Origin of the sequence: Streptomyces sp. NPDC052020, assembly GCF_040680575.1 — a bacterium.
Lineage (GTDB): Bacteria > Actinomycetota > Actinomycetes > Streptomycetales > Streptomycetaceae > Streptomyces.
Genome location: NZ_JBFAWY010000021.1, coordinates 21,711 through 40,090, shown reverse-complemented (window position 1 = coordinate 40,090; position 18,380 = coordinate 21,711). Strand labels below are relative to the sequence as shown.

Sequence of the window (18,380 nt, the reverse complement as noted above, 5' to 3'; positions counted from 1 at the left end):
CGATCCGGCTCGGCCGGGCGGCCGCGCCACCGGCTCGGTGACGGCGGAGGGCAGCGGCGGTCCGGCCGCCGCCCTCCGCCGGCCGTGGCGGGCCCGCCCGGTCAGAGCGCGGCCAGCAGTTCCCCCAGTGCCCTCGCCGTGTCCGGATGGCGGCCGAGCAGTGCCGCGCCTCCCGGTCCGGCGTCCGGCGCCTCCCAGGTGCCCTCACAGCCCAGCAACCCGGCCAGCGCGTCGCACGCCGCGGGGTGGGCGGCGAGGAGCGCGACCCCCCGCGGACCGGCGGAGCGCCGGGCCGGAAGCGCGGCGGCCGCGGGCTGCCGCCACGGGGGCACCCACGCGTCCAGCGCCGCCAGCCTGCCGGGGAAGATCCGGCCGGCCTCCCGGACGAGGAGCGGCGCCAGATCCGCGGCGCCGGAGCGCAGCGTGGTGACGAGCGTCGGCAGCCACGGCAGCAGGACGTGGTCCGGCAGCCGGGCGAAGGCGTTCGACACGGCTTCCACCACGATGTCGGACAGCCCGGGCACCGGCTCCAGGGCGTGCACGAAACCGCTGAGGTAGCGCGGGTAGGCGGGTACGACCAGCGGGTTGGCCAGCAGATCGTCGCACCTGCGGCGCAGCTCGTCCCGGGTCAGGCGGCCGAGCTGGACCTCAGCCGCCCACAGCAGTGCCGTCTTCGACGGGTCCGTCGGGTGCGACTGGGCGACCGCCAGCTCCAGCTGGTTGCGGTCGCAGCCCAGTGAGAGGGCCAGACTCTCCATACTGAACAGGAAGCCCAGCGTGGCCGCGACCTGGCGCACGGTGGCGTCCTCGTCGGTGAACGCCGTCGGCAGCAGGGTGCAGTAGTGGGCGTATCCCGTCTTGGCGAAGGACTCGATCCATCCGGGCAGGACGGGTTCGCTGGTGCGGTAGTACGCCAGCAGCCGGCGGACCCGGCGCAGCACCTCCGGCGCGCCGTCCACGCTGCGTTCGCTCGCGAGCACCTCCAGGGCACGGTTGCCCAGCTCGTCGGCGAGGCGCCGGCTGCGCAGATACAAGGTGGCGTCCTCGACGGCCGCCAGGACGCTGGCCGCCGTCGCCCGGGAGTCGTAGGCCGCGCGCCGCAGGCGCTGCTCCAGCACCTGCTCGATACTGACGCCCTCGTAGCCGAGCTCGATCAGCGCCCGCTGGTGAGTGCCCAGGGCGAGGTCCCACGACTCCTGGATGGGCCGCTCGCCGAGCCGCCGCTCGCCCATGATCGGCCGTACGGCGCCCTGCGGCATCAGGTACCGCAGGATCCACAGCGTGTCCGAGCACCGCTCCAGCCCGGGATGGGCGGCGATGTCGAGCAGCGCCCGCTGGACGCCGCGCTGCTGGAGCCTCAGGTTCAGCGGCGCGAGCCGGTCGTGCACGTCGCGGGCGAGCGGGGGCAGCGCCTCGTAGCCGACCTGACCGACCCGGTCGCCGCCCATCATGATCTCCACGAGCCGGCGCACATCACGCCGGCCGGGCACGGTGTCCTTCTCGATGCAGGTGACGGCCGCGTCCTGGAAGTCGTACGGCGTCGGCCTGGCCCGGTCGCGCATGCCCGCCAGCAGGATCGACGTCTCGAACACGGCGATGGCGTCGGCGGTGGAGGCGAGATAGCCGTTGCGACGGGCGGCGCGCACGATCTCCACCGACCAGCCGAGGAGTTCGGTCTCGTCCAGGCGGTCCAGCACGGGTGGTCGCCGGAGGAAGCCGGTCAGCTTGTCGGCGGGCGGGGCGACGACGGCCGCGAGCGGAGCGGCCGCCGCCTTCCGGGACCGGGAGGCGCGCGTCCCCGCCTGGCCCGCCAGCCGGAACGGCTTCACTCCGCTGCGCTTGACGTGCTTGGCCCAGGTCGTCGCGGCGATCGACACGGAGCCCGCGGCGAGGCCGAACTGCGCCTCGATCGCCGCGTGACTGGACGGGATCAGTCCGTACTGCCAGGTGCTGCCGCTGGGCGGGCCGATCTCGAAGGTGTCCGCGCCGTGCACGCCGAACTCCGCGACGCGGCTGGCCGCGTGGAAGGCTCCGCACACGTAGAGGCAGTCGGCGGGGTCGGCGCCGGACGCGGCGAGGTGCTCGCGCGTCCTGGTCCACATGTACCGCTCGCGGTCCTCGTCCACCCGCACCCGGTGCGGATCGCCGGGGGCCAGGCGGCGGAACAGGCTGCCGATCAGGAACATGACCTGGCGGTAGGTGTCGTGGTCGCTGTCGCCGAGCGGCAGTTCCACGTACTGGTGCCACCACTCCGACCAGTGCCGCACCCGGCCGTGCCGCAGAAGGTGTTCCTCCAGTTCGGCGAAGCGGGGCCGCAGGTCGCCCAGGTCGAGGCCGACCGCGTCGCCGTGCAGCGCGGCCTCCTCCTCGGCCGGGGGCGCGTCCGGACCGGCGGGTTGGACGGGCGCGGGGCCGGCGGCATCCCACTGGAAGACGTGGTCGCAGGAGCGGTCGACGAGGACCAGCTCGACGCCGGGCGTCTCCAGGGCGTAGGCGATGGCCTGGTACTCGGCGGACGCCTCGGTGATCGGCGCGACCACCGACAGGGGCGACCAGTCGGCCGGGAAGCCCCTGACGTCGGTGGCGAACGCCTGGAGCGCCACGGGGAGCTTGCAGTTGCGCAGCTCGGTCAGCAGCGGTGCCATGTCCTCGCACAGCTCCAGGTACACCACCCTGGGCTGCTTCTCCCGCAGCCGCCGGGCCATGGCCAGCGCGGACGCCGGGGAGTGATGACAGACCGGGAAGATCTCCAGGGGCTCGCGCAGCGCGCGGTCCACGTCGTCGACGAGGCCGAGGAGGATGCCCTGGAGCGCGTCGGGTCCGCCGGCGAACTCCTCGGCGGCTTCCTGGAGCCGCGTACGCAGCGCGCTGAACGTCCCTCCCTGCATGGCGGTCACGACAGGGCGGCGATCGCGTCGCGGCCGCCCTCGAGGAACTCCGGCCAGGACCCGCCTACTTCCTTGCTGCGCGGCTCGACGACGCCGTGCAGGTACTTGTTGAGGATGGCGAGGTCCTCCGGTTCGCGCCGGGCGAGCGAGCCGACGAGCGAGGAGGCGAGCGTACGGGCGGTCAGGGCGCGCTCGCCGAAGAAGTTGCTGTGCAGGATGGCGTCCTCCAGGACGCCGATCTGCTCGGCGGTGGACAGCGCGGACTCCAGCTTCTCGTCGTCGCTCGCCGCGGCGGCGGCCGAGGCACGCAGGTCGGCGAAGCTCTGCAACAGCACGTCCAGCAGCGTGGGGGGCACGTCGAGCTCTATGCGGTGCCGGCGCAGCAGTTCCTCGGTGCGGAAGCGGACGATCTCCGCCTCGCTCCTCTTGTTGCCCACGACCGGGACGCGGACGAAGTTGAAGCGGCGCTTGAGGGCCGAGGACAGGTCGTTGACACCGCGGTCGCGGCTGTTGGCGGTGGCGATGATCGAGAAGCCGGGCTTGGCGAAGACGATGTTGTCGCCGTTGTCGCTGTCGAGTTCGGGGACGGAGATGTACTTCTCCGACAGGATGGAGATGAGCGCGTCCTGGACGTCGCTGGTGGAGCGGGTGAGTTCCTCGAAGCGGCCGATGGCGCCGGTCTCCATCGCGGTCATGATCGGGGAGGGGATCATCGACTCCCGCGACTGGCCCTTGGCGATCACCATGGACACGTTCCAGGAGTACTTGATGTGGTCCTCGGTGGTGCCGGCCGTGCCCTGCACCACGAGGGTGGAGTCGCGGCAGATGGCGGCGGCGAGCAGTTCGGCCAGCCAGCTCTTGCCGGTGCCCGGGTCGCCGATGAGCAGCAGACCGCGGTCGGAGGCGAGGGTGACGATGGAGCGCTCGACGAAGCTCCGGTCGCCGAACCACTTCTGGGGGATCTCGCGGTCCAGGCCGTCGGAGCGCTCGGAGCCCAGGATGAACAGGCGGACCATCTTCGGCGACAGCCGCCAGGAGAAGGGCTTGGGGTTGTCGTCGATGGACTCCAGCCAGTCCAGTTCCTCGGCGTACTTGATCTCGGCGGGAGCGCGCAGCAGGTCGGACATGTGACAGGGCCTTTCTTCAGCGTCTTGGGAGGCTTGAGCGTCTGGGGCGGCGCGGGCGTCCCGGCGCCTCGGGTGCCACGGGCACCTCGGGTGCCTCGGGTGCCTCGGGTGCCTCGGGTGCCTCGGGTGCCTCGGGTGCCTCGGGTGCCTCGGGAGTCTCGGGTTTCTTGAGCGCCTCGGGTGCCTTGGACGCCTCGGGCACGTCGGGCACGTCGGGTGCCTCGGGCACCTGGGTGTTCTGGGCGGCCTCGGGTGCCTCAGGCGAGGAACGTCTTGAGTTCGTGGACGAGCTTGCGGATGTGCCCGGATATCACCGGGGTGCCGAGGTCCTTGAAGCGGTCGCGGAACCACGGGTTGACGCTGCCGCGGCCGGCGCTGGTGACCGAGCCGACCGGGATGAACTTCACGCCGGAGCGGTGCAGATGGGCCATCGACTCGAACAACGGCCCGGCGCGCCATTCGTAGAAGTCGGAGATCCACACCACGACGGTGTTGCGGGGCTCGGCGATCTTCGGCTGGGCGAGCGCCATGGCGACCGTACCGTCGGTGCCACCGCCCAGGTTGGTGCGCAGCAGCGTCTCGAAGGGATCCCGTACCCACGGGGTCAGGTCCAGTGCCTGGGTGTCGTAGGCGATGAGGTGGACGTCCACCTTCGGCAGCCCGGCGAAGATCGACGCCAGGATGGTGCAGTTGACCATGGAGTCGACCATCGAGCCGGACTGGTCGACGACCACGATCAGCCGCTGGGGCGTCGTCTTGCGGGCAGTGTGGCGGTAGTAGAGCCGGTCGACGTAGAGCCGCTCCCGCTCCGGGTCCCAGTTGGTGAGGTTCTTCCAGATCGTGCGGTCCAGGTCGAGGTTGCGGAACACCCGCTTGGGCGGCACCGACCGGTCCAGTGCGCCGACGGTGGTCTTCTCCACCTGGGTGCGCAGCACCTGGGCGACCTCGTCGACGAAGCGGCGGATCAGGGCCTTGGCGTTGGCCAGGGCGACGCCGGACAGGTTGTTCTTGTCGCGCAGCAGCTGCTCGATCAACGACATGCTCGGCGTCAGCCGGGCGGCGAGGTGGGGGTCGGCGAGGACCTCCCGCAGCCGCATGCGGCTGACCAGGTCGGCCTCGATGGCACCCAGGTCCGGGCCGATGGCGGGGACCAGCGTGCTCAGGTCGGGCGTGTCGCCACGGCCACCGGTACCGGTGGGGCTGACGCCCCGTCCGGCCGAGGCGCCCCCGCCGGGCCCGGCGCCGGTTCCGGGCGCGCCGGCCGCCGCGCCGGGTCGGGCGCCCCGCAGCTCGCCCGGCCCGCAGCCCAGTGCCCGCTCCAGCCAGCCGGCGTCGGACTGCCAGCGGCTCAGCTGCCCGGCACTGACCGCGCCGGAGACCGGGCCGAAGACGTTGAGCAGCACCTTCGACGCCAGTGCGGCGCGCCGCACCTCGGCCGCGCGGTCCCGGCCGTCCTCGTCCGGCGCCGGGATCATCAAGCCGTCGAACTCGGCGGCCAGCTCCGGGTGGCGCTGCACGATCGAGTCGACGGAGGTCTGCGGGTCCAGCAGCGCGGGCGGCAGGCCGATGTCCTCGACGACGGCGAGGGCGGCCGACTCCAGCGTCGCCTGCTCCTCGGGATCGAACAGGCGGGCCAGCAGCCGCCAGTACAGGACCTGCCGGCGATTGTCGTGCGGATCGGCCCCGGAGAGCTCCTCGATCCTGCCCTCGGCCCCTTCCCCCGTCTCCGCCCCGGTCGCCCCGGTCGCCCCGGCCGTCCCGGTGGTTCCTGTCGTCCCAGTGGTACCGGTGATTCCTGTCGCCCCCGTCGTTTCCGTCGTCCCGGCGGTCCCGGTCGTTTCCGGCGTCTGCGTCATTTCCGCAACAGCCTTCCGGCTCGCTCGCGCAGCACCTTCACGGCCTCGGTGGCGGCCTTCTCGGCCTTGGCCCCGGCCTTGTCGGTGGTGCCGCCGGCCCAGGCCCCGGCGTGGAGGGCGACGATCTTCTTGCGCACGGTCTTCTCGACGGCGAGCGGCTGGAGGCGGAACTCCCCCGCGTCCCAGCGCAGCAGGCCGAGGCAGGCGCCGGACGCCGCGACCGCCTCGGGCGTGAGCGGGCCGGCCGCCGGAATGCGGTCGGTGTCCACGGCGATCCGGTGCCCGGTGACGGTGAACGCCACGGCGTCGTCGTCCCGCTCGACGGCGTAGCCCTCCAGGAACACCGGGACGGCGATGCGCGCGGGGTGCCGGTCCAGGGGCGCGGTCGCGCAGCCGGTGGCGGCGGGCAGGACGACCCGGGCGGTGGCGAACGCGTCGGCGGGCTCGCCCGCGCGGGCGTGTGCGCCGTCCCAGAGCAGGTCGCCCTCGGCGGTGACCGGCATGTCGGTGAGCTCCATCGCGCGGCCCTCACCGGCCGCCGCCAGCAGCGACAGGTGAGGCCGCAGCAACTGCCAGACACCGGCCCCGACGACCGTGTCCGGCTTCGGCGCGGACACGGCGGCCCGCACCAGCCGGGGCGCGCCACCGCCGGACGGCTCCAGGACGGCGTGGACCTGGGCCTGCGCGGCGGTGGCGTGTTCCTGAAGGTCGACGCCGAGGGGCAGCAGCCGGCCGGTGACCGTGCCGGTCGCGGGCGGGCCGGCGGCGCCGGGCACCGTCAGGACCAGGGCACGCGACCAGAGATCGGCCCAGCGGCGTACCGGGACCCGGTCCAGGGCGGCGCCGGGGCAGGAGGCGGCGAGTTCGGCGGCGAAGCCGTCCAGGAGCGTGGCCAGACGGCGCAGGGCCGGGTCCGGGAGCATCGCGGAGACGACGGGGGCGGCCTGGGAGACCACGTCGTGGTCGATGCCCTGCCATCCGGCGCGGGCCAGGTCGGCCAGCCAGGAGCGCGCGGCGGCGAGCAGATTGGCGCCCTCCGGTGCGCCCGGCCGCGCGGCCGGTGCCTCGGCGGGAGCCCGGCCGGTGGCTTCCTCCACGCGGGCCGTCAGCGCGTCGTGCGCGGCGCCGAGCAGGGCGGTGCGGGCGGCGGCGAGCAGGAGGAAGTGGTTTTCACCGGCGGATCCGGCCGCCGCCTTCCCGGCCGCCTCGGCCACCTGATCGGCGAGCGGGCTGCCGGTGACGGCGTGGGCGAGCTCCGCCAGTCCGGCCGCCTGCTCGGGCCGTGGACGCAGCAGGCCGCCGACGAGGGCGCGGTCCAGGGCGTCGACGGCCGCGAGGGCCTCGTCGAGCCCGGCGACGGGTTCGGTGAGCAGGTCGGCGCGCATCAGGCCACCGCCCTGGTCGGGGGGAACCACTGCATCTCGGGCAGGGGCGCGGTGGACGGGGCGAGTTCCAGGTAGGCCAGGTGGCGCAGGAAGCGGCTGAAGACGGCGGCGGCCGCGGAGCCGTCCGCCTGCGGCGGCCGGGTGCCGGTCATCGCCTGGGTGAGGGATGCCGCGTCCGGTTCCCCGTCCGCGGTCTCGGCCTTCAGATAGCGGGCGACGCGTTCGGGGCCGTACTGCAGGACCGCCTCGGTGACCAGGGCCCGGATGTGGTTGCAGAACGACCCGCGGGCGCCGCCGCAGGGCCGGTTGTTGTTGGTGCTGCACGCGAAGGCGTAGGTGCCGGCGGCGACGGATGAGACGTAGACCCGCTCGATGTCGGAGCCGCTGGAGACGACACCTTGCAGGCGTCCCTCGGCGAGTTCGACGAAGGGCACCTTGGCCAGCTTGCGGGGCCTGGCCGGCCGTATCACCCGTGCCGTGCTCGACTGCTCCCAGCCCTGCGGGGCTCGCCGGTTCTCAAGGTCTGACAACGCACCATCTCCTTTGCCGCACACGGAAGTCGGCGCCACGTGGCGCGACACCGCCGAACATAGCTGCGACCACTGACAACGCCGGTCGCGCCGCCCGTCGGCGGGGGCGTGACCGGCGTCGTGCGGCGGAAGACCGGCCGCGGCGGACGGGGAGAGGGAGCACGCCTCGCGTGGGCACCCGCCCGGGAGCGGCGGGCGCCCGGGAGCGTCAGCCCCGGGCGGCGGTCCCTACGCCACCGCCTCCGCCTTCGCCGCGGGGGCGGCCGCCTCGGCCGGCTGCCGTGCGAACTGGGTGCGGTACAGGTCGGCGTACCGGCCGCCGGCCGCCAGGAGTTCCTCGTGCGTGCCGCGTTCGACGATGCGGCCGGCCTCGACGACGAGAATCTGGTCGGCGGCGCGGACCGTGGACAGACGGTGGGCGATGACGAGGGCCGTCCTGCCCTCCAGGGCCTCGGTGAGGGCCTCCTGGACGGCGGCCTCCGAGGTGTTGTCGAGGTGGGCGGTGGCCTCGTCGAGGATGACGACGCGCTGGCGGGCCAGCAGCAGCCGGGCGATGGTCATGCGCTGGCGCTCGCCCCCGGACAGGCGGTAGCCGCGCTCGCCGACCACCGTGTCCAGGCCGTCGGGCAGGGAACGCACGAGGTCCTCCAGGCGGGCGCGGCGCAGGGCGTCCCACAGGTCGTCGTCGGTGGCGTCGGGCCGGGCGAGCTGGAGGTTGGCGCGGACGGTGTCGTGGAAGAGGTGGCCGTCCTGGGTGACCATGCCGAGGGTTTCCCGCAGGGAACGGGCGGTCAGGTCGCGGACGTCGACGCCGCCGACGCGTACGCTGCCCGCGTCGGCGTCGTACAGGCGCGGCAGCAGCTGGGCGATGGTCGACTTCCCGGCGCCGGAGGAGCCGACGAGGGCGATCGTCTCGCCGGGTTCGGCGCGGAAGGAGATGCCGTGCAGGACCTCGGCCCCGCCGCGGGTGTCCAGGGAGGCGACCTCCTCCAGGGAGGCCAGGGAGACCTTGTCGGCGGAGGGGTAGGCGAAGTGGACGCCGTCGAACTCGACCGCGACCGGCCCGTCGGGGACCTCTCGGGCGTCGGGCTTGTCCTCGATGAGCGGCTTGAGGTCGAGCACCTCGAAGACGCGCTCGAAGCTGACCAGCGCGCTCATCACTTCCACGCGCGCCCCCGCGAGCGCGGTGAGCGGCGCGTACATCCGGGTCAGGAGCAGCGCCAGGGACACGACGGCGCCCGGCTCCAGGGTGCCGCGCAGCGCGAACCAGCCGCCGAGGCCGTAGACGAGGGCGAGCGCCAGGGCGGAGACCAGGGTGAGCGCGGTGATGAAGGTGGCCTGGGCGGTGGCCGTGCGCACGCCGATGTCGGCGACCCGCCGGGCGCGCAGCGCGAACTGGGCGGATTCCTCCTCCGGGCGCCCGAAGAGCTTGACCAGTGTGGCGCCGGGCGCGGAGAACCGTTCGGTCATACGGGTGCCCATCGCCGCGTTGAGCGTGGCGGCCTCGCGCTGCATACGGGCCATCCGCCGGCCCATCCGGCGGGCCGGGATCACGAACACCGGCAGCAGCGCCAGCGCCAGCAGGGTGATCCGCCAGGACAGGGAGAGCATGACGGCGAGGGTGAGCAGCAGCGTGACCAGGTTGCTGACCACACCGGACAGCGTGTTGCTGAAGGCCCGCTGGGCGCCGATGACGTCGTTGTTGAGCCGGGAGACGAGCGCACCGGTCCGGGTGCGGGTGAAGAACGCGACCGGCATGCGCTGCACATGATCGAACACGGCGGTGCGCAGATCGAGGATGAGTCCCTCCCCGAGGCCGGCCGACAGACGGCGGGCGAGGATGCCGAGGACCGCCTCGGCGACGGCGATGAGCGCGATCAGCAGGGCCAGGCGGACGACGGTGCCTTCGTCGCCGCCCGTCACGATCACGTCGACGACGCGCCCCGCCAGCACGGGGGTGGCGACGGCGAGCAGCGCGGTCCCCACCCCCAGCAGGACGAAGAGGGTGATGCGGCGGCGGTGCGGACGGGCGAAGGCCCCGATGCGGCGCAGGGTCGCGCGGGCGAGGGGGCGGCGTTCCTGCTCGGCGTTCATGACGCTGTGCAGTTGCGTCCAGGCTGTGGTCTCCATGCTCATGGCAGCCAACCTAGAACCTCAAGGTTCGTTGAGGTCAAGGTATCGCCGTGCGACCGGCGGACGTGTCCGCCGGACGACCGTGAGGCGCCGTGCGACCGGCGGACGTGTCCGCCGGACGACCGTGAGGCGCCGTGCGACCGGCGCAGGCGTCCGCCGGACGGCCGTAAGCCGCCGTCCCCTCCGGCGCCACCCGCCGTTGGCGTGGCACGGCGACACTCCCGGGATGTGACCGCAGTCCGCCTCCCCGGCCTCCCCCGGGCGCGGCTCCCCCGTCGCGTCCCCGTCCGCTCCGTCCTCTGTCTCCTGCCGCCGGTGCTCGTCGCCGCGATCGCGGTGCGGCACCGGGCGGTGCTCGCCGAGGGCCTGCGCCATCTCGCGAGCGCCGGGTGGCCCTGGCTGCTGGCCGCGGCCGGCGCCACCTGCCTGACCTGGGTCGCCGCCGCCTGCACCCGCCAGGGCGCCGTCGTGGAACGGCTGCCCTGGCGGCGGCTGCTCGCCGTGCAGTTCGCGGCGGGCGCCGCCAACCACCTGCTGCCGACGGGGCTGGGAGCCGGTGCGGTGAACCTGCGGTTCATGACGGTGTGCGGGCTGCCGCTCGCCCGGTCCTCGGCCGCCCTGGCGCTGTACCTGCTGGCGGAGAGCGCCGGCCGGCTGGCCCTGCTGGGCGCGCTGCTGGGCGCGTTCCCGGGTGCCTTGCGGCTCGGCGCCCTGCTGCCCGAGGGCGCGCTCGTTCCGCTCCTCGCGGCCGGCGCGGCGGCACTGCTCGCCGCGGCGGGCGCCCTGGTCCTCGTACGACGGCTGCGCACGGCGGCGCTGTCGTTTCTGCGGACGGCGCTCGGCGAGGCGCGCGCCGTCCACGCGCGTCCGGCGCGGGCGCTGGCGCTGTGGGGCGGGTCGCTCGCCTTTCCCGCGCTCCAGGTCGCCGGGCTGGTCCTGACCGGGCGGGCGCTGGGCCTGCCGGTGCCAGCCGCGCACATGGCGCTGGCGTACCTGGCGGCGACGGTCGCGGTGGCCCTCGTGCCCACGCCGGGGGGCCTCGGTTCCGTCGAGGCCGCCCTGGTGGTGGCCCTCGTCGCGGCGGGCGGCCCCGCGGCCGTGGCGACGGCGGTCGTCCTCGCCTACCGGATCATCACCGTGTGGCTGCCGCTGCTTCCGGGGGCGCTGACGCTGGGCGCGCTGGTGCGGCTGAAGGTGATCTGACACCGCCGGCCCCGCGCCTTCCCGCGGGGCCGGAAGCGGCCGGTCCCGATACAGGGCACCACCGCGGATACGGCAGGATGAGCGGTCGCGCCGGTCGAACTCCCTTGCGGACCGGCACGACGGCACATCCCGGAATCGAGCAGGTGACGACGTGACGACACTCCACATCCGGCCGCCGGCGAGGACCCTCGCCGCAGCCGCCCTCCGCCCGGCCCCGGGAGGCGCCCGGTGACGCGCGACCTCACCGTGGACGACCTGGTCCTGGCCGGTGTCGCGCTGGCCGCGGGGCTGCTCGGGGCGTTCCTGCTGCGGGTGCTGCTGCGCTGGCTGGGCAAGCACGCCGGCCGCACCCGCTGGAGCGGCGACGACGTCATCGTGGACGCGCTGCGCTCGGTGCTGCCGTGGGCCTCGGTCGTCGGCGGCGCGGCGGGCGCGGCGGCGGCGCTGCCGCTCACCCGGACGGTGCAGCACCACGTCAGCCAGGCACTGACCGTGCTGCTGATCTTCGTGGTGACGGTGTCGGCGGCACGGGTGGTCGCCGGGCTGGTGCGTACCGTGACGCAAGGCCGCTCCGGGGTCGCAGCCTCGGCGACGATCTTCGTCAACATCACCCGGGTCGTGGTGCTGGCGATCGGCTTCCTGATCGTGCTGCAAACCCTCGGCATCTCCATCGCCCCGCTGCTCACCGCCCTGGGCGTGGGCGGCCTGGCGGTCGCCCTGGCCCTTCAGGACACGCTCGCCAACCTCTTCGCTGGCATCCACATCCTCGCCTCCAAGACGGTCCAGCCCGGCGACTACATCCGGCTCAGCAGTGGCGAGGAGGGCTACGTCGAGGACATCAACTGGCGGCAGACCACCGTCAGCGACCTGTCCAACAACCTCATCGTGATCCCGAACGGGCAGCTGGCCAAGACGAACATGACCAACTTCATGCGTCCCGAGCAGCAGCTGACCATCACGGTCCAGGTGGGTGTCGCCTACGACAGCGACCTGGAGCAGGTGGAGCGGGTGACGGCCGAGGTCGTCGCCGAGGTCATGACGGAGATCACCGGCGCCGTCCCGGAGCACGAGCCGGCGGTCCGCTTCCACACCTTCGGCGACTCCCGCATCGGCTTCACGGTGATCCTCGGCGTGGGCGAGTTCAGCGACCAGTACCGGATCAAGCACGAGTTCATCAAGCGCCTGCACCGGCGCTACCGCGCGGAGGGCATCCGCATCCCGGCGCCCACCCGCACGGTCGCCCTCCAGCAGGGCGCGGTCATGATCCCGCAGCAGCGGACGGGCGACGGGCCGGATGCCGGTCCGGGCGGAATTGCCGCGCATCTCCCCGCCGACCCCTGTCGAGACGGCGTCGATCACGAGATATCTTGATGTCGAGCAATGTTGCAGACGTGGAGCGGAGCACCCGGTGACTGACTCGACCATCATCTACACACACACTGACGAGGCCCCGGCCCTGGCGACGTATTCCTTCCTGCCGGTGGTCCAGGCGTACGCCTCGCAGGCGGGCGTCGCGGTGGAGACCCGCGACATCTCGCTGGCCGGACGCATCATCGCCGTGTTCCCGGAGTACCTCACCGAGGACCAGCGCATCCCGGACGCCCTCGCCGAGCTCGGTGAGCTCGCCAAGACGCCGGCCGCCAACATCATCAAGCTGCCGAACATCTCGGCGTCGATCCCGCAGCTCAAGGCGGCCGTCGCCGAGCTCCAGGGCCAGGGCTACGCGCTGCCGGACTACCCGGACGACCCGAAGACCGACGAGGAGCGCGAGATCCGCGCCCGCTACGACAAGGTCAAGGGCTCCGCGGTCAACCCGGTCCTGCGCGAGGGCAACTCCGACCGCCGCGCCCCGGCCTCGGTGAAGAACTACGCCAAGACCCACCCGCACCGCATGGGCGCCTGGACCTCCGAGTCCAAGACCAACGTGGCGACCATGGGCGAGAACGACTTCCGCTCCACCGAGAAGTCCGTGATCATCGCCGAGGACGGCGCGCTGCGGATCGAGCTGGTCGGCGACGACGGCTCCACCACGGTCCTGCGCGAGTCCGTGCCGGTCCAGAAGGGCGAGGTCGTCGACGCCTCCGTGATGCGGGTCGCCGCGCTGCGCGAGTTCCTCGCCGCCCAGGTCGCCCGCGCCCGGCAGGAGGGCGTGCTGTTCTCCGTGCACCTGAAGGCCACGATGATGAAGGTCTCCGACCCGATCATCTTCGGTCACGTGGTGCGCGCGTTCTTCCCGAAGACATTCGCCAAGTACGGTGCGACGCTCGCCGCGGCCGGCCTCACCCCGAACGACGGCCTCGGCGGCATCCTCAAGGGCCTGGAGGGCCTGCCCGAGGGTGCCGAGATCAAGGCGTCCTTCGACGCCGAGCTGGCCGAGGGCCCGGAGCTGGCGATGGTCGACTCCGACAAGGGCATCACCAACCTGCACGTCCCCTCGGACGTCATCATCGACGCCTCCATGCCGGCCATGATCCGCACCTCCGGCCACATGTGGGGCCCGGACGGCCAGGAGCACGACGCCCTCGCCGTCATCCCGGACTCCTCCTACGCGGGCGTGTACCAGGCCGTCATCGACGACTGCCGCGCCAACGGCGCCTACGACCCGGCCACCATGGGCTCGGTGCCGAACGTCGGCCTCATGGCGCAGAAGGCCGAGGAGTACGGCAGCCACGACAAGACCTTCGAGATCCCGGTCACGGGCACGGTCCGCCTGGTCGACCAGAACGGCGACGCCGTCATCGAGCAGCCCGTCTCCGCCGGTGACATCTTCCGCGCGTGCCAGACCAAGGACGCCCCGATCAAGGACTGGGTGAAGCTGGCCGTCACCCGTGCCCGCGCCACCGGCGACCCGGCGGTGTTCTGGCTGGACGCCACCCGCGCCCACGACGCCAACCTGATCAAGAAGGTCGAGCAGTACCTGCCGGAGCACGACACCGAGGGCCTGGACATCAGGATCCTGTCCCCGGTGGAGGCGACCAAGCTGTCGGTGGAGCGCATCCGCCGCGGTGAGAACACCATCTCCGTCACCGGCAACGTGCTGCGCGACTACCTGACCGACCTGTTCCCGATCCTGGAGCTGGGCACCAGCGCCAAGATGCTGTCGGTGGTCCCGCTGATGGCGGGCGGCGGCCTGTTCGAGACGGGTGCCGGCGGCTCCGCGCCCAAGCACGTGCAGCAGCTGGTCAAGGAGAACTACCTGCGCTGGGACTCCCTGGGCGAGTTCTTCGCCCTGGTGCCGTCGCTGGAGCAGTACGCCGAGGCCACCGGCAACGCCCGTGCCAAGGTCCTCGCCGACGCCCTCGACCGCGCCACGGCGACCTTCCTCAACGAGGACAAGTCCCCGACCCGGCGCGTCGGCGGCATCGACAACCGCGGCAGCCACTTCTACCTGTCCCTGTACTGGGCGCAGGAGCTGGCGCGGCAGACCGACGACGCGGACCTGGCCAAGGCGTTCGCGCCGCTCGCCGAGACGCTCGCCGCCAACGAGCAGCAGATCGTCGACGAGCTGAACGCCGTCCAGGGCAAGCCGGTCGACATCGGCGGCTACTACCAGCCCGACCCGGCCAAGGCCGCCGAGGTCATGCGCCCGTCGGCCACCTGGAACGGGGCGCTGGCGTCCCTGAGCTGACGCTCGGGATCCCCGCGAGAGCGGCGGGCACCCCGTCTTCCGTCCCGGCGGAGACGGGGTGCCCGTCTCTCATCCCCCGCGGGCCGCCGGCCGGCCCCGTCCCGGCCGCCCCGCACCCGCCCTGGCGGGCCCACGGCCCCTGCCTTCGGAGCAGCCCATGACCTGCGCCCCGCCCTCCTTCGCGCTCCTGCCCGGTGCCGCGGACTCCCCCGTGATCCTCCATGTCCCGCACTCCGCCCGGGAGATACCGCCCGCGGTCCGCTCGGGCATCGTCCTGGACGACGAGGAGCTGGCACGGGAGCTGGACCACATCACCGACGCGCACACCGCGCGGATCGCCGAGGCGGCCGCCGGGCTGTGCGGCCGCACGCCCTGGCGGTTCGAGAACCGGCTGTCGCGGCTGGTCGTCGACCCCGAGCGGTTCCCGGACGAGCGGGAGGAGATGCTCGCCGTCGGCATGGGCGCCGTCTACACCCGGACCACCCACCGCGGTGTCCTGCGGCCCGCGGGCGCCGATCCGCGCCCCCTGATCGAGCGGTACTTCCGCCCGTACGCGCGGGCCATGACCGAGGCGGTGGCCGGCCGGCTCGCCGCGACCGGGCGGGCCGTGATCATCGACGTGCACTCCTACCCCGCCGAGCCGCTGCCGTACGAACTGCGCGGTGACGGACCGCGCCCGGCGGTCTGCCTGGGCACCGACGCCTTCCACACGCCGCCCGGGCTGCTCGCCGCGGCGCGGGCGGCCTTCGCGCGGTGCGGGGAGACGGGACTCGACAGCCCGTTCGCCGGTACGTACGTACCGCTGGAGTTCTACGGCAAGCGCGCCGAGGTCAGCGCCTTGATGGTCGAGATCCGCCGGGACACCTACATGACCGAGCCGGGCGGTCCCGCCGGGCCCGGCCTCGCCCGCCTCGCCGAGGCCCTCGCGGCGCTCGTCGACACGGCCACGCCCTGAACACCCCGGGGCCTCACCCCGGGCCCCGGGAGACCTCCTGAGCCTGTCAGGCCCGCAGCCACTCCGTGACGACCACCGCGCCGCCGGTCCGCAGCCGCAGCGCGAACGGCCCGGCCGGCGGGGCCTCGCCGGTGAACCGGCCCATGTCGTCGGCCGTGAGCCGCGCGAACCGGCGTGGACCGCTGAGCATCTCGATCCGGGCCGGCCCCGGCGGCAGTACCTGCCCGATCAGACCGTCGGCCGTCAGCTCCACGTCGACACTCACCCCGTCCGCGTCGAACGTCAGCATCCGCGGCGGGTCCGCCGCCCCCCGGACGGGGAGGGCGTCGACCAGCGAGTCGAAGGTCAGCTCGGCGACACGGGCCTCCATGTCGTACAGGGCGTGCGCCTCGACGGCGACCGCCCGCAGCCCGGCCGGGACCGGGTCCAGGATCGCGGCGGCCTGCCGGAGCTCCTCCTCCAGCAGCCCGTCCTCGAGTTCTCCCTCGCCGAACCGCCCGCCCGCGGGCCCCTCTTCCGCCGGTCCGTCATCGAAGACGCCGCCGTCGTACGTGCCGCTCATGTCTACCCCCGCTGCTCCAGCCGGGCCCGCAGCCGGCGCAGGCAGCGCTGGCGTGTCGGCCCGATGCTGCCCACCGCGATCCCGAGTGCGGCGGACACCTCCTGATAGCTGGGCGGCGGAGAGGCCATCAGCACGCGCAGCAGCTGCCTGCACCGCTCGCCCAGTTCCTCGAACTCCTGCCACAGCCGGCGGACCCGCTCGCTCTCGGCGGCGGCCTCCTCGGAGTCGAGCACCGACTCCTCCGGCGTGGGCTCCTCACTGACCCGGTCCAGCACCTGCGGATCGTCCGTCGGCATCCACCGCCGCTGTGCCCTGAGCACCTTCAGGCACTCGTGCCGCGCGGTGCTCGCCAGCCACGCCCCGGCCTTCTCCCGCTCCCGCAGCCGCCCCAGATGCTGGGCGAAGCGGAACCAGGCGGTCTGGTAGACCTCCTGCGCGTCCGCGTCGGTCAGTCCGTGCGCCCGCACCACCGACCACACCAGCGGGCCCAACCCGTCCACCAGCGCTTTCCAGGCCGCCGCGTCTCCGTCGGCGGCGGACTGGACGAGCGCGCCGACCTCTGCACGATCCACGGCCCCACCCCTCGTGTACGACACGTCATCGTACGACGCGGAGGGGGCGCTTCCGCCCGTCATGGCCGCCTGCCCGGCCGCTTCACCGGCACCGGACGCCAGGTCGGCGGCAGCAGCGCCGGCACCCGTTCCCCCCGCACCACCGCCTGCGCGGTGTTCGCCGCGAGCAGCTGCTTGCGGGCGGCGCGCGGGTCGGTCTCCCGGTGCGCCGTCATATGGGCGGCGACCAGACCGGCGACGGCGGGGGTGGCGAACGACGTGCCGCTCCACTGGGCCTGCCCCTCGAACATCACCTGGTCCGGCTTGCCGGTGGCCGTCTCCCCCGGCTCGCTCAGCACCCCGGTGTGCCGGGGGTGCGCGCAGGTGCAGGCGTAGCGGAAGCCGTACCGGCAGTGGTCGTAGGTGGAGTGCTGGTACACGTACGGCACGGGCGTCTTGAAGCCGGTGAGGGCGCTGGTGAGGCGCTCGCCGGGAGCGTAGACCCGCACCCACGGGCCGTGGTTGCTGAAGCAGGCGCCGCTCGCGCCGTCGCCGCGCAGCGCCCCGACGGACAGGACCGCGTCCTGGTAGCCGGGCAGGTCGGCGTAGGCGGCCGGCCAGAACGGCGTGTCGGCGGCGTTGTTGCCGGCGGCGGCGACCAGCAGGGTGTGCTGCTCGCGCAGCTCCTCCATGAAGGCGGCCACGCCGAGCAGGCCGTCGTCGCGGCCGTTCGCGGTGCCGGCGGACAGGCTGATGAGGTCGGGCCACCCGTCCCGGTCCACCGCCTCGAACAGCTTCTCGCCGAACTCGGACTCCAGGATGGCGCCGGCGTCGTTGAGCGTGTTGCGGACGACGACGTCCGTGTTCGGGGCGACGGCCGCGAGGACCCCGGCGATGAACGTGCCGTGGCCCACGTAGGGCTGGAGGGTCCCGGCTTCGTCGCACTCCTGGATCTGGAGGTCGCCGCCGGTGTGGGCGAGCAGCGGGGAGGACCGGTGGTCGTGCACGAGTCCGGTGTCGATGACGAGGACACCGACGGCGGTGTCCGGGTCGTACGGCGTGCCGGCCGGGGCCGGGTTGGCCGGCTCGGCGCGCGGGACGGGCACCGGCTCGTCACCGGGGCAGGCGTTGACGGCGATGTGCACCACGTGGTTGCGGCTGACCAGTCTGCGTCCCGCCCGGCCCTCCGCCGCCGTCAGGGACCGCAGGGCGTGCCCGACGGCCGGGTCGCCGCTGCCGTCGCCCTCGCCGGGGTCGGCGACCCGGATGCGGGTGATGCCCGTCCGGTTGGTCTCCGGGCTCTCCCGGCGCACCTGGTCCCCGGTCAGTCCGGCGAAGGCGGTGAAGTGCTCGCGCACGGTGTCCTCCACGAGGCGTGCCTCGTCGCCGTCGCGGGCGAGGATCACGCCCTTCTCGTAGAAGAAACCGGCGGATTCGTCCGGTCCTATCACCAGGGGGACGTCCGGCATCGAGCGCTGGATCTGCTGGAACTGCTCGCGGAATCGCTGCGGTGCCATGGCGTGTCCTCCCACGGGACGGTGGTCGTCAATCAGAGTCCGGAC

The 18,380-nt window shown here is 73.4% G+C and carries 13 protein-coding genes; 4 read left to right on the top strand and 9 right to left on the bottom strand.

Annotated elements, in window-relative coordinates; all coding sequences use genetic code 11:
• Window positions 1-101 precede the first annotated feature (101 nt).
• The 6 genes from AB0L74_RS21740 to AB0L74_RS21715 all read right to left on the bottom strand — a co-directional run bounded on the left by AB0L74_RS21740 (window position 102) and on the right by AB0L74_RS21715 (window position 9,916).
• A complete protein-coding gene (locus tag AB0L74_RS21740; protein WP_365654662.1) occupies window positions 102-2,888 on the bottom strand; it encodes a hypothetical protein in 2,787 nt (928 codons plus the stop codon).
• A 5-nt stretch (window positions 2,889-2,893) separates the two neighbouring features.
• Window positions 2,894-4,015, bottom strand: coding sequence for an AAA family ATPase (locus tag AB0L74_RS21735; RefSeq protein ID WP_365654660.1), 1,122 nt, complete (start codon window positions 4,013-4,015; stop codon window positions 2,894-2,896).
• Window positions 4,016-4,272: 257 nt separating this feature from the next.
• Window positions 4,273-5,871, bottom strand: a complete 1,599-nt coding sequence (locus tag AB0L74_RS21730) for a VWA domain-containing protein (RefSeq protein ID WP_365654658.1) — start codon at window positions 5,869-5,871, stop codon at window positions 4,273-4,275.
• The gene (locus AB0L74_RS21725; protein WP_365654656.1) at window positions 5,868-7,286 is read right to left on the bottom strand and encodes a hypothetical protein; all 1,419 of its coding nucleotides are present in this window, start codon (window positions 7,284-7,286) and stop codon (window positions 5,868-5,870) included. Before AB0L74_RS21725 ends, AB0L74_RS21730 begins: the two co-directional genes overlap by 4 nt.
• The gene (locus tag AB0L74_RS21720) at window positions 7,256-7,786 is read right to left on the bottom strand and encodes a hypothetical protein (RefSeq protein ID WP_365654654.1); all 531 of its coding nucleotides are present in this window, start codon (window positions 7,784-7,786) and stop codon (window positions 7,256-7,258) included. The genes AB0L74_RS21725 and AB0L74_RS21720 overlap by 31 nt, the downstream gene beginning before the upstream one ends.
• Before the next feature lie 228 nt (window positions 7,787-8,014).
• Window positions 8,015-9,916: an ABC transporter ATP-binding protein gene (locus AB0L74_RS21715; protein WP_365654819.1), complete on the bottom strand. Its 1,902-nt coding sequence runs from the start codon at window positions 9,914-9,916 to the stop codon at window positions 8,015-8,017.
• 231 nt (window positions 9,917-10,147) lie between these two features.
• Between AB0L74_RS21715 and AB0L74_RS21710 the strand changes: the two genes are divergently transcribed.
• The 4 genes from AB0L74_RS21710 to AB0L74_RS21695 all read left to right on the top strand — a co-directional run bounded on the left by AB0L74_RS21710 (window position 10,148) and on the right by AB0L74_RS21695 (window position 15,705).
• Window positions 10,148-11,122: a lysylphosphatidylglycerol synthase domain-containing protein gene (locus AB0L74_RS21710; protein WP_365654651.1), complete on the top strand. Its 975-nt coding sequence runs from the start codon at window positions 10,148-10,150 to the stop codon at window positions 11,120-11,122.
• 228 nt (window positions 11,123-11,350) lie between these two features.
• Window positions 11,351-12,493 (top strand): mechanosensitive ion channel family protein, encoded by a 1,143-nt coding sequence (locus tag AB0L74_RS21705; RefSeq protein WP_365654648.1) that lies wholly within the window; start codon window positions 11,351-11,353, stop codon window positions 12,491-12,493.
• 37 nt (window positions 12,494-12,530) lie between these two features.
• The gene (locus AB0L74_RS21700; RefSeq protein ID WP_365654645.1) at window positions 12,531-14,750 is read left to right on the top strand and encodes an NADP-dependent isocitrate dehydrogenase; all 2,220 of its coding nucleotides are present in this window, start codon (window positions 12,531-12,533) and stop codon (window positions 14,748-14,750) included.
• Between the two features lie 157 nt (window positions 14,751-14,907).
• Window positions 14,908-15,705 carry an N-formylglutamate amidohydrolase gene (locus AB0L74_RS21695; protein ID WP_365654642.1) on the top strand — a complete coding sequence of 266 codons (798 nt, stop codon included), beginning with the start codon at window positions 14,908-14,910 and terminating at the stop codon, window positions 15,703-15,705.
• 46 nt (window positions 15,706-15,751) lie between these two features.
• Here AB0L74_RS21695 and AB0L74_RS21690 read toward each other — a convergent pair whose 3' ends face one another.
• Genes AB0L74_RS21690 through AB0L74_RS21680 form a run of 3 tightly spaced genes read right to left on the bottom strand, consistent with a single transcriptional unit; the run spans window position 15,752 to window position 18,335 of the window.
• Window positions 15,752-16,267 carry a hypothetical protein gene (locus AB0L74_RS21690; RefSeq protein WP_365654640.1) on the bottom strand — a complete coding sequence of 172 codons (516 nt, stop codon included), beginning with the start codon at window positions 16,265-16,267 and terminating at the stop codon, window positions 15,752-15,754.
• Between the two features lie 2 nt (window positions 16,268-16,269).
• On the bottom strand, window positions 16,270-16,902 hold the full coding sequence (locus AB0L74_RS21685; RefSeq protein WP_365654637.1) for a sigma-70 family RNA polymerase sigma factor: 633 nt from the start codon (window positions 16,900-16,902) through the stop codon (window positions 16,270-16,272).
• A complete protein-coding gene (locus AB0L74_RS21680) occupies window positions 16,899-18,335 on the bottom strand; it encodes a S8/S53 family peptidase (RefSeq protein ID WP_365654634.1) in 1,437 nt (478 codons plus the stop codon). The genes AB0L74_RS21685 and AB0L74_RS21680 overlap by 4 nt, the downstream gene beginning before the upstream one ends.
• Between the last annotated feature and the right edge of the window lie 45 nt (window positions 18,336-18,380).

Coding starts and splice junctions, on each gene's coding strand:
- AB0L74_RS21740 (WP_365654662.1), bottom strand. CDS start 2,888: ATGCAGGGAGGGACGTTCAGCGCGCTGCGTACGCGGCTCCAGGAAGCC.
- AB0L74_RS21735 (WP_365654660.1), bottom strand. CDS start 4,015: ATGTCCGACCTGCTGCGCGCTCCCGCCGAGATCAAGTACGCCGAGGAA.
- AB0L74_RS21730 (WP_365654658.1), bottom strand. CDS start 5,871: ATGACGCAGACGCCGGAAACGACCGGGACCGCCGGGACGACGGAAACG.
- AB0L74_RS21715 (WP_365654819.1), bottom strand. CDS start 9,916: ATGGAGACCACAGCCTGGACGCAACTGCACAGCGTCATGAACGCCGAG.
- AB0L74_RS21695 (WP_365654642.1), top strand. CDS start 14,908: ATGACCTGCGCCCCGCCCTCCTTCGCGCTCCTGCCCGGTGCCGCGGAC.
- AB0L74_RS21690 (WP_365654640.1), bottom strand. CDS start 16,267: ATGAGCGGCACGTACGACGGCGGCGTCTTCGATGACGGACCGGCGGAA.
- AB0L74_RS21685 (WP_365654637.1), bottom strand. CDS start 16,902: ATGACGGGCGGAAGCGCCCCCTCCGCGTCGTACGATGACGTGTCGTAC.
- AB0L74_RS21680 (WP_365654634.1), bottom strand. CDS start 18,335: ATGGCACCGCAGCGATTCCGCGAGCAGTTCCAGCAGATCCAGCGCTCG.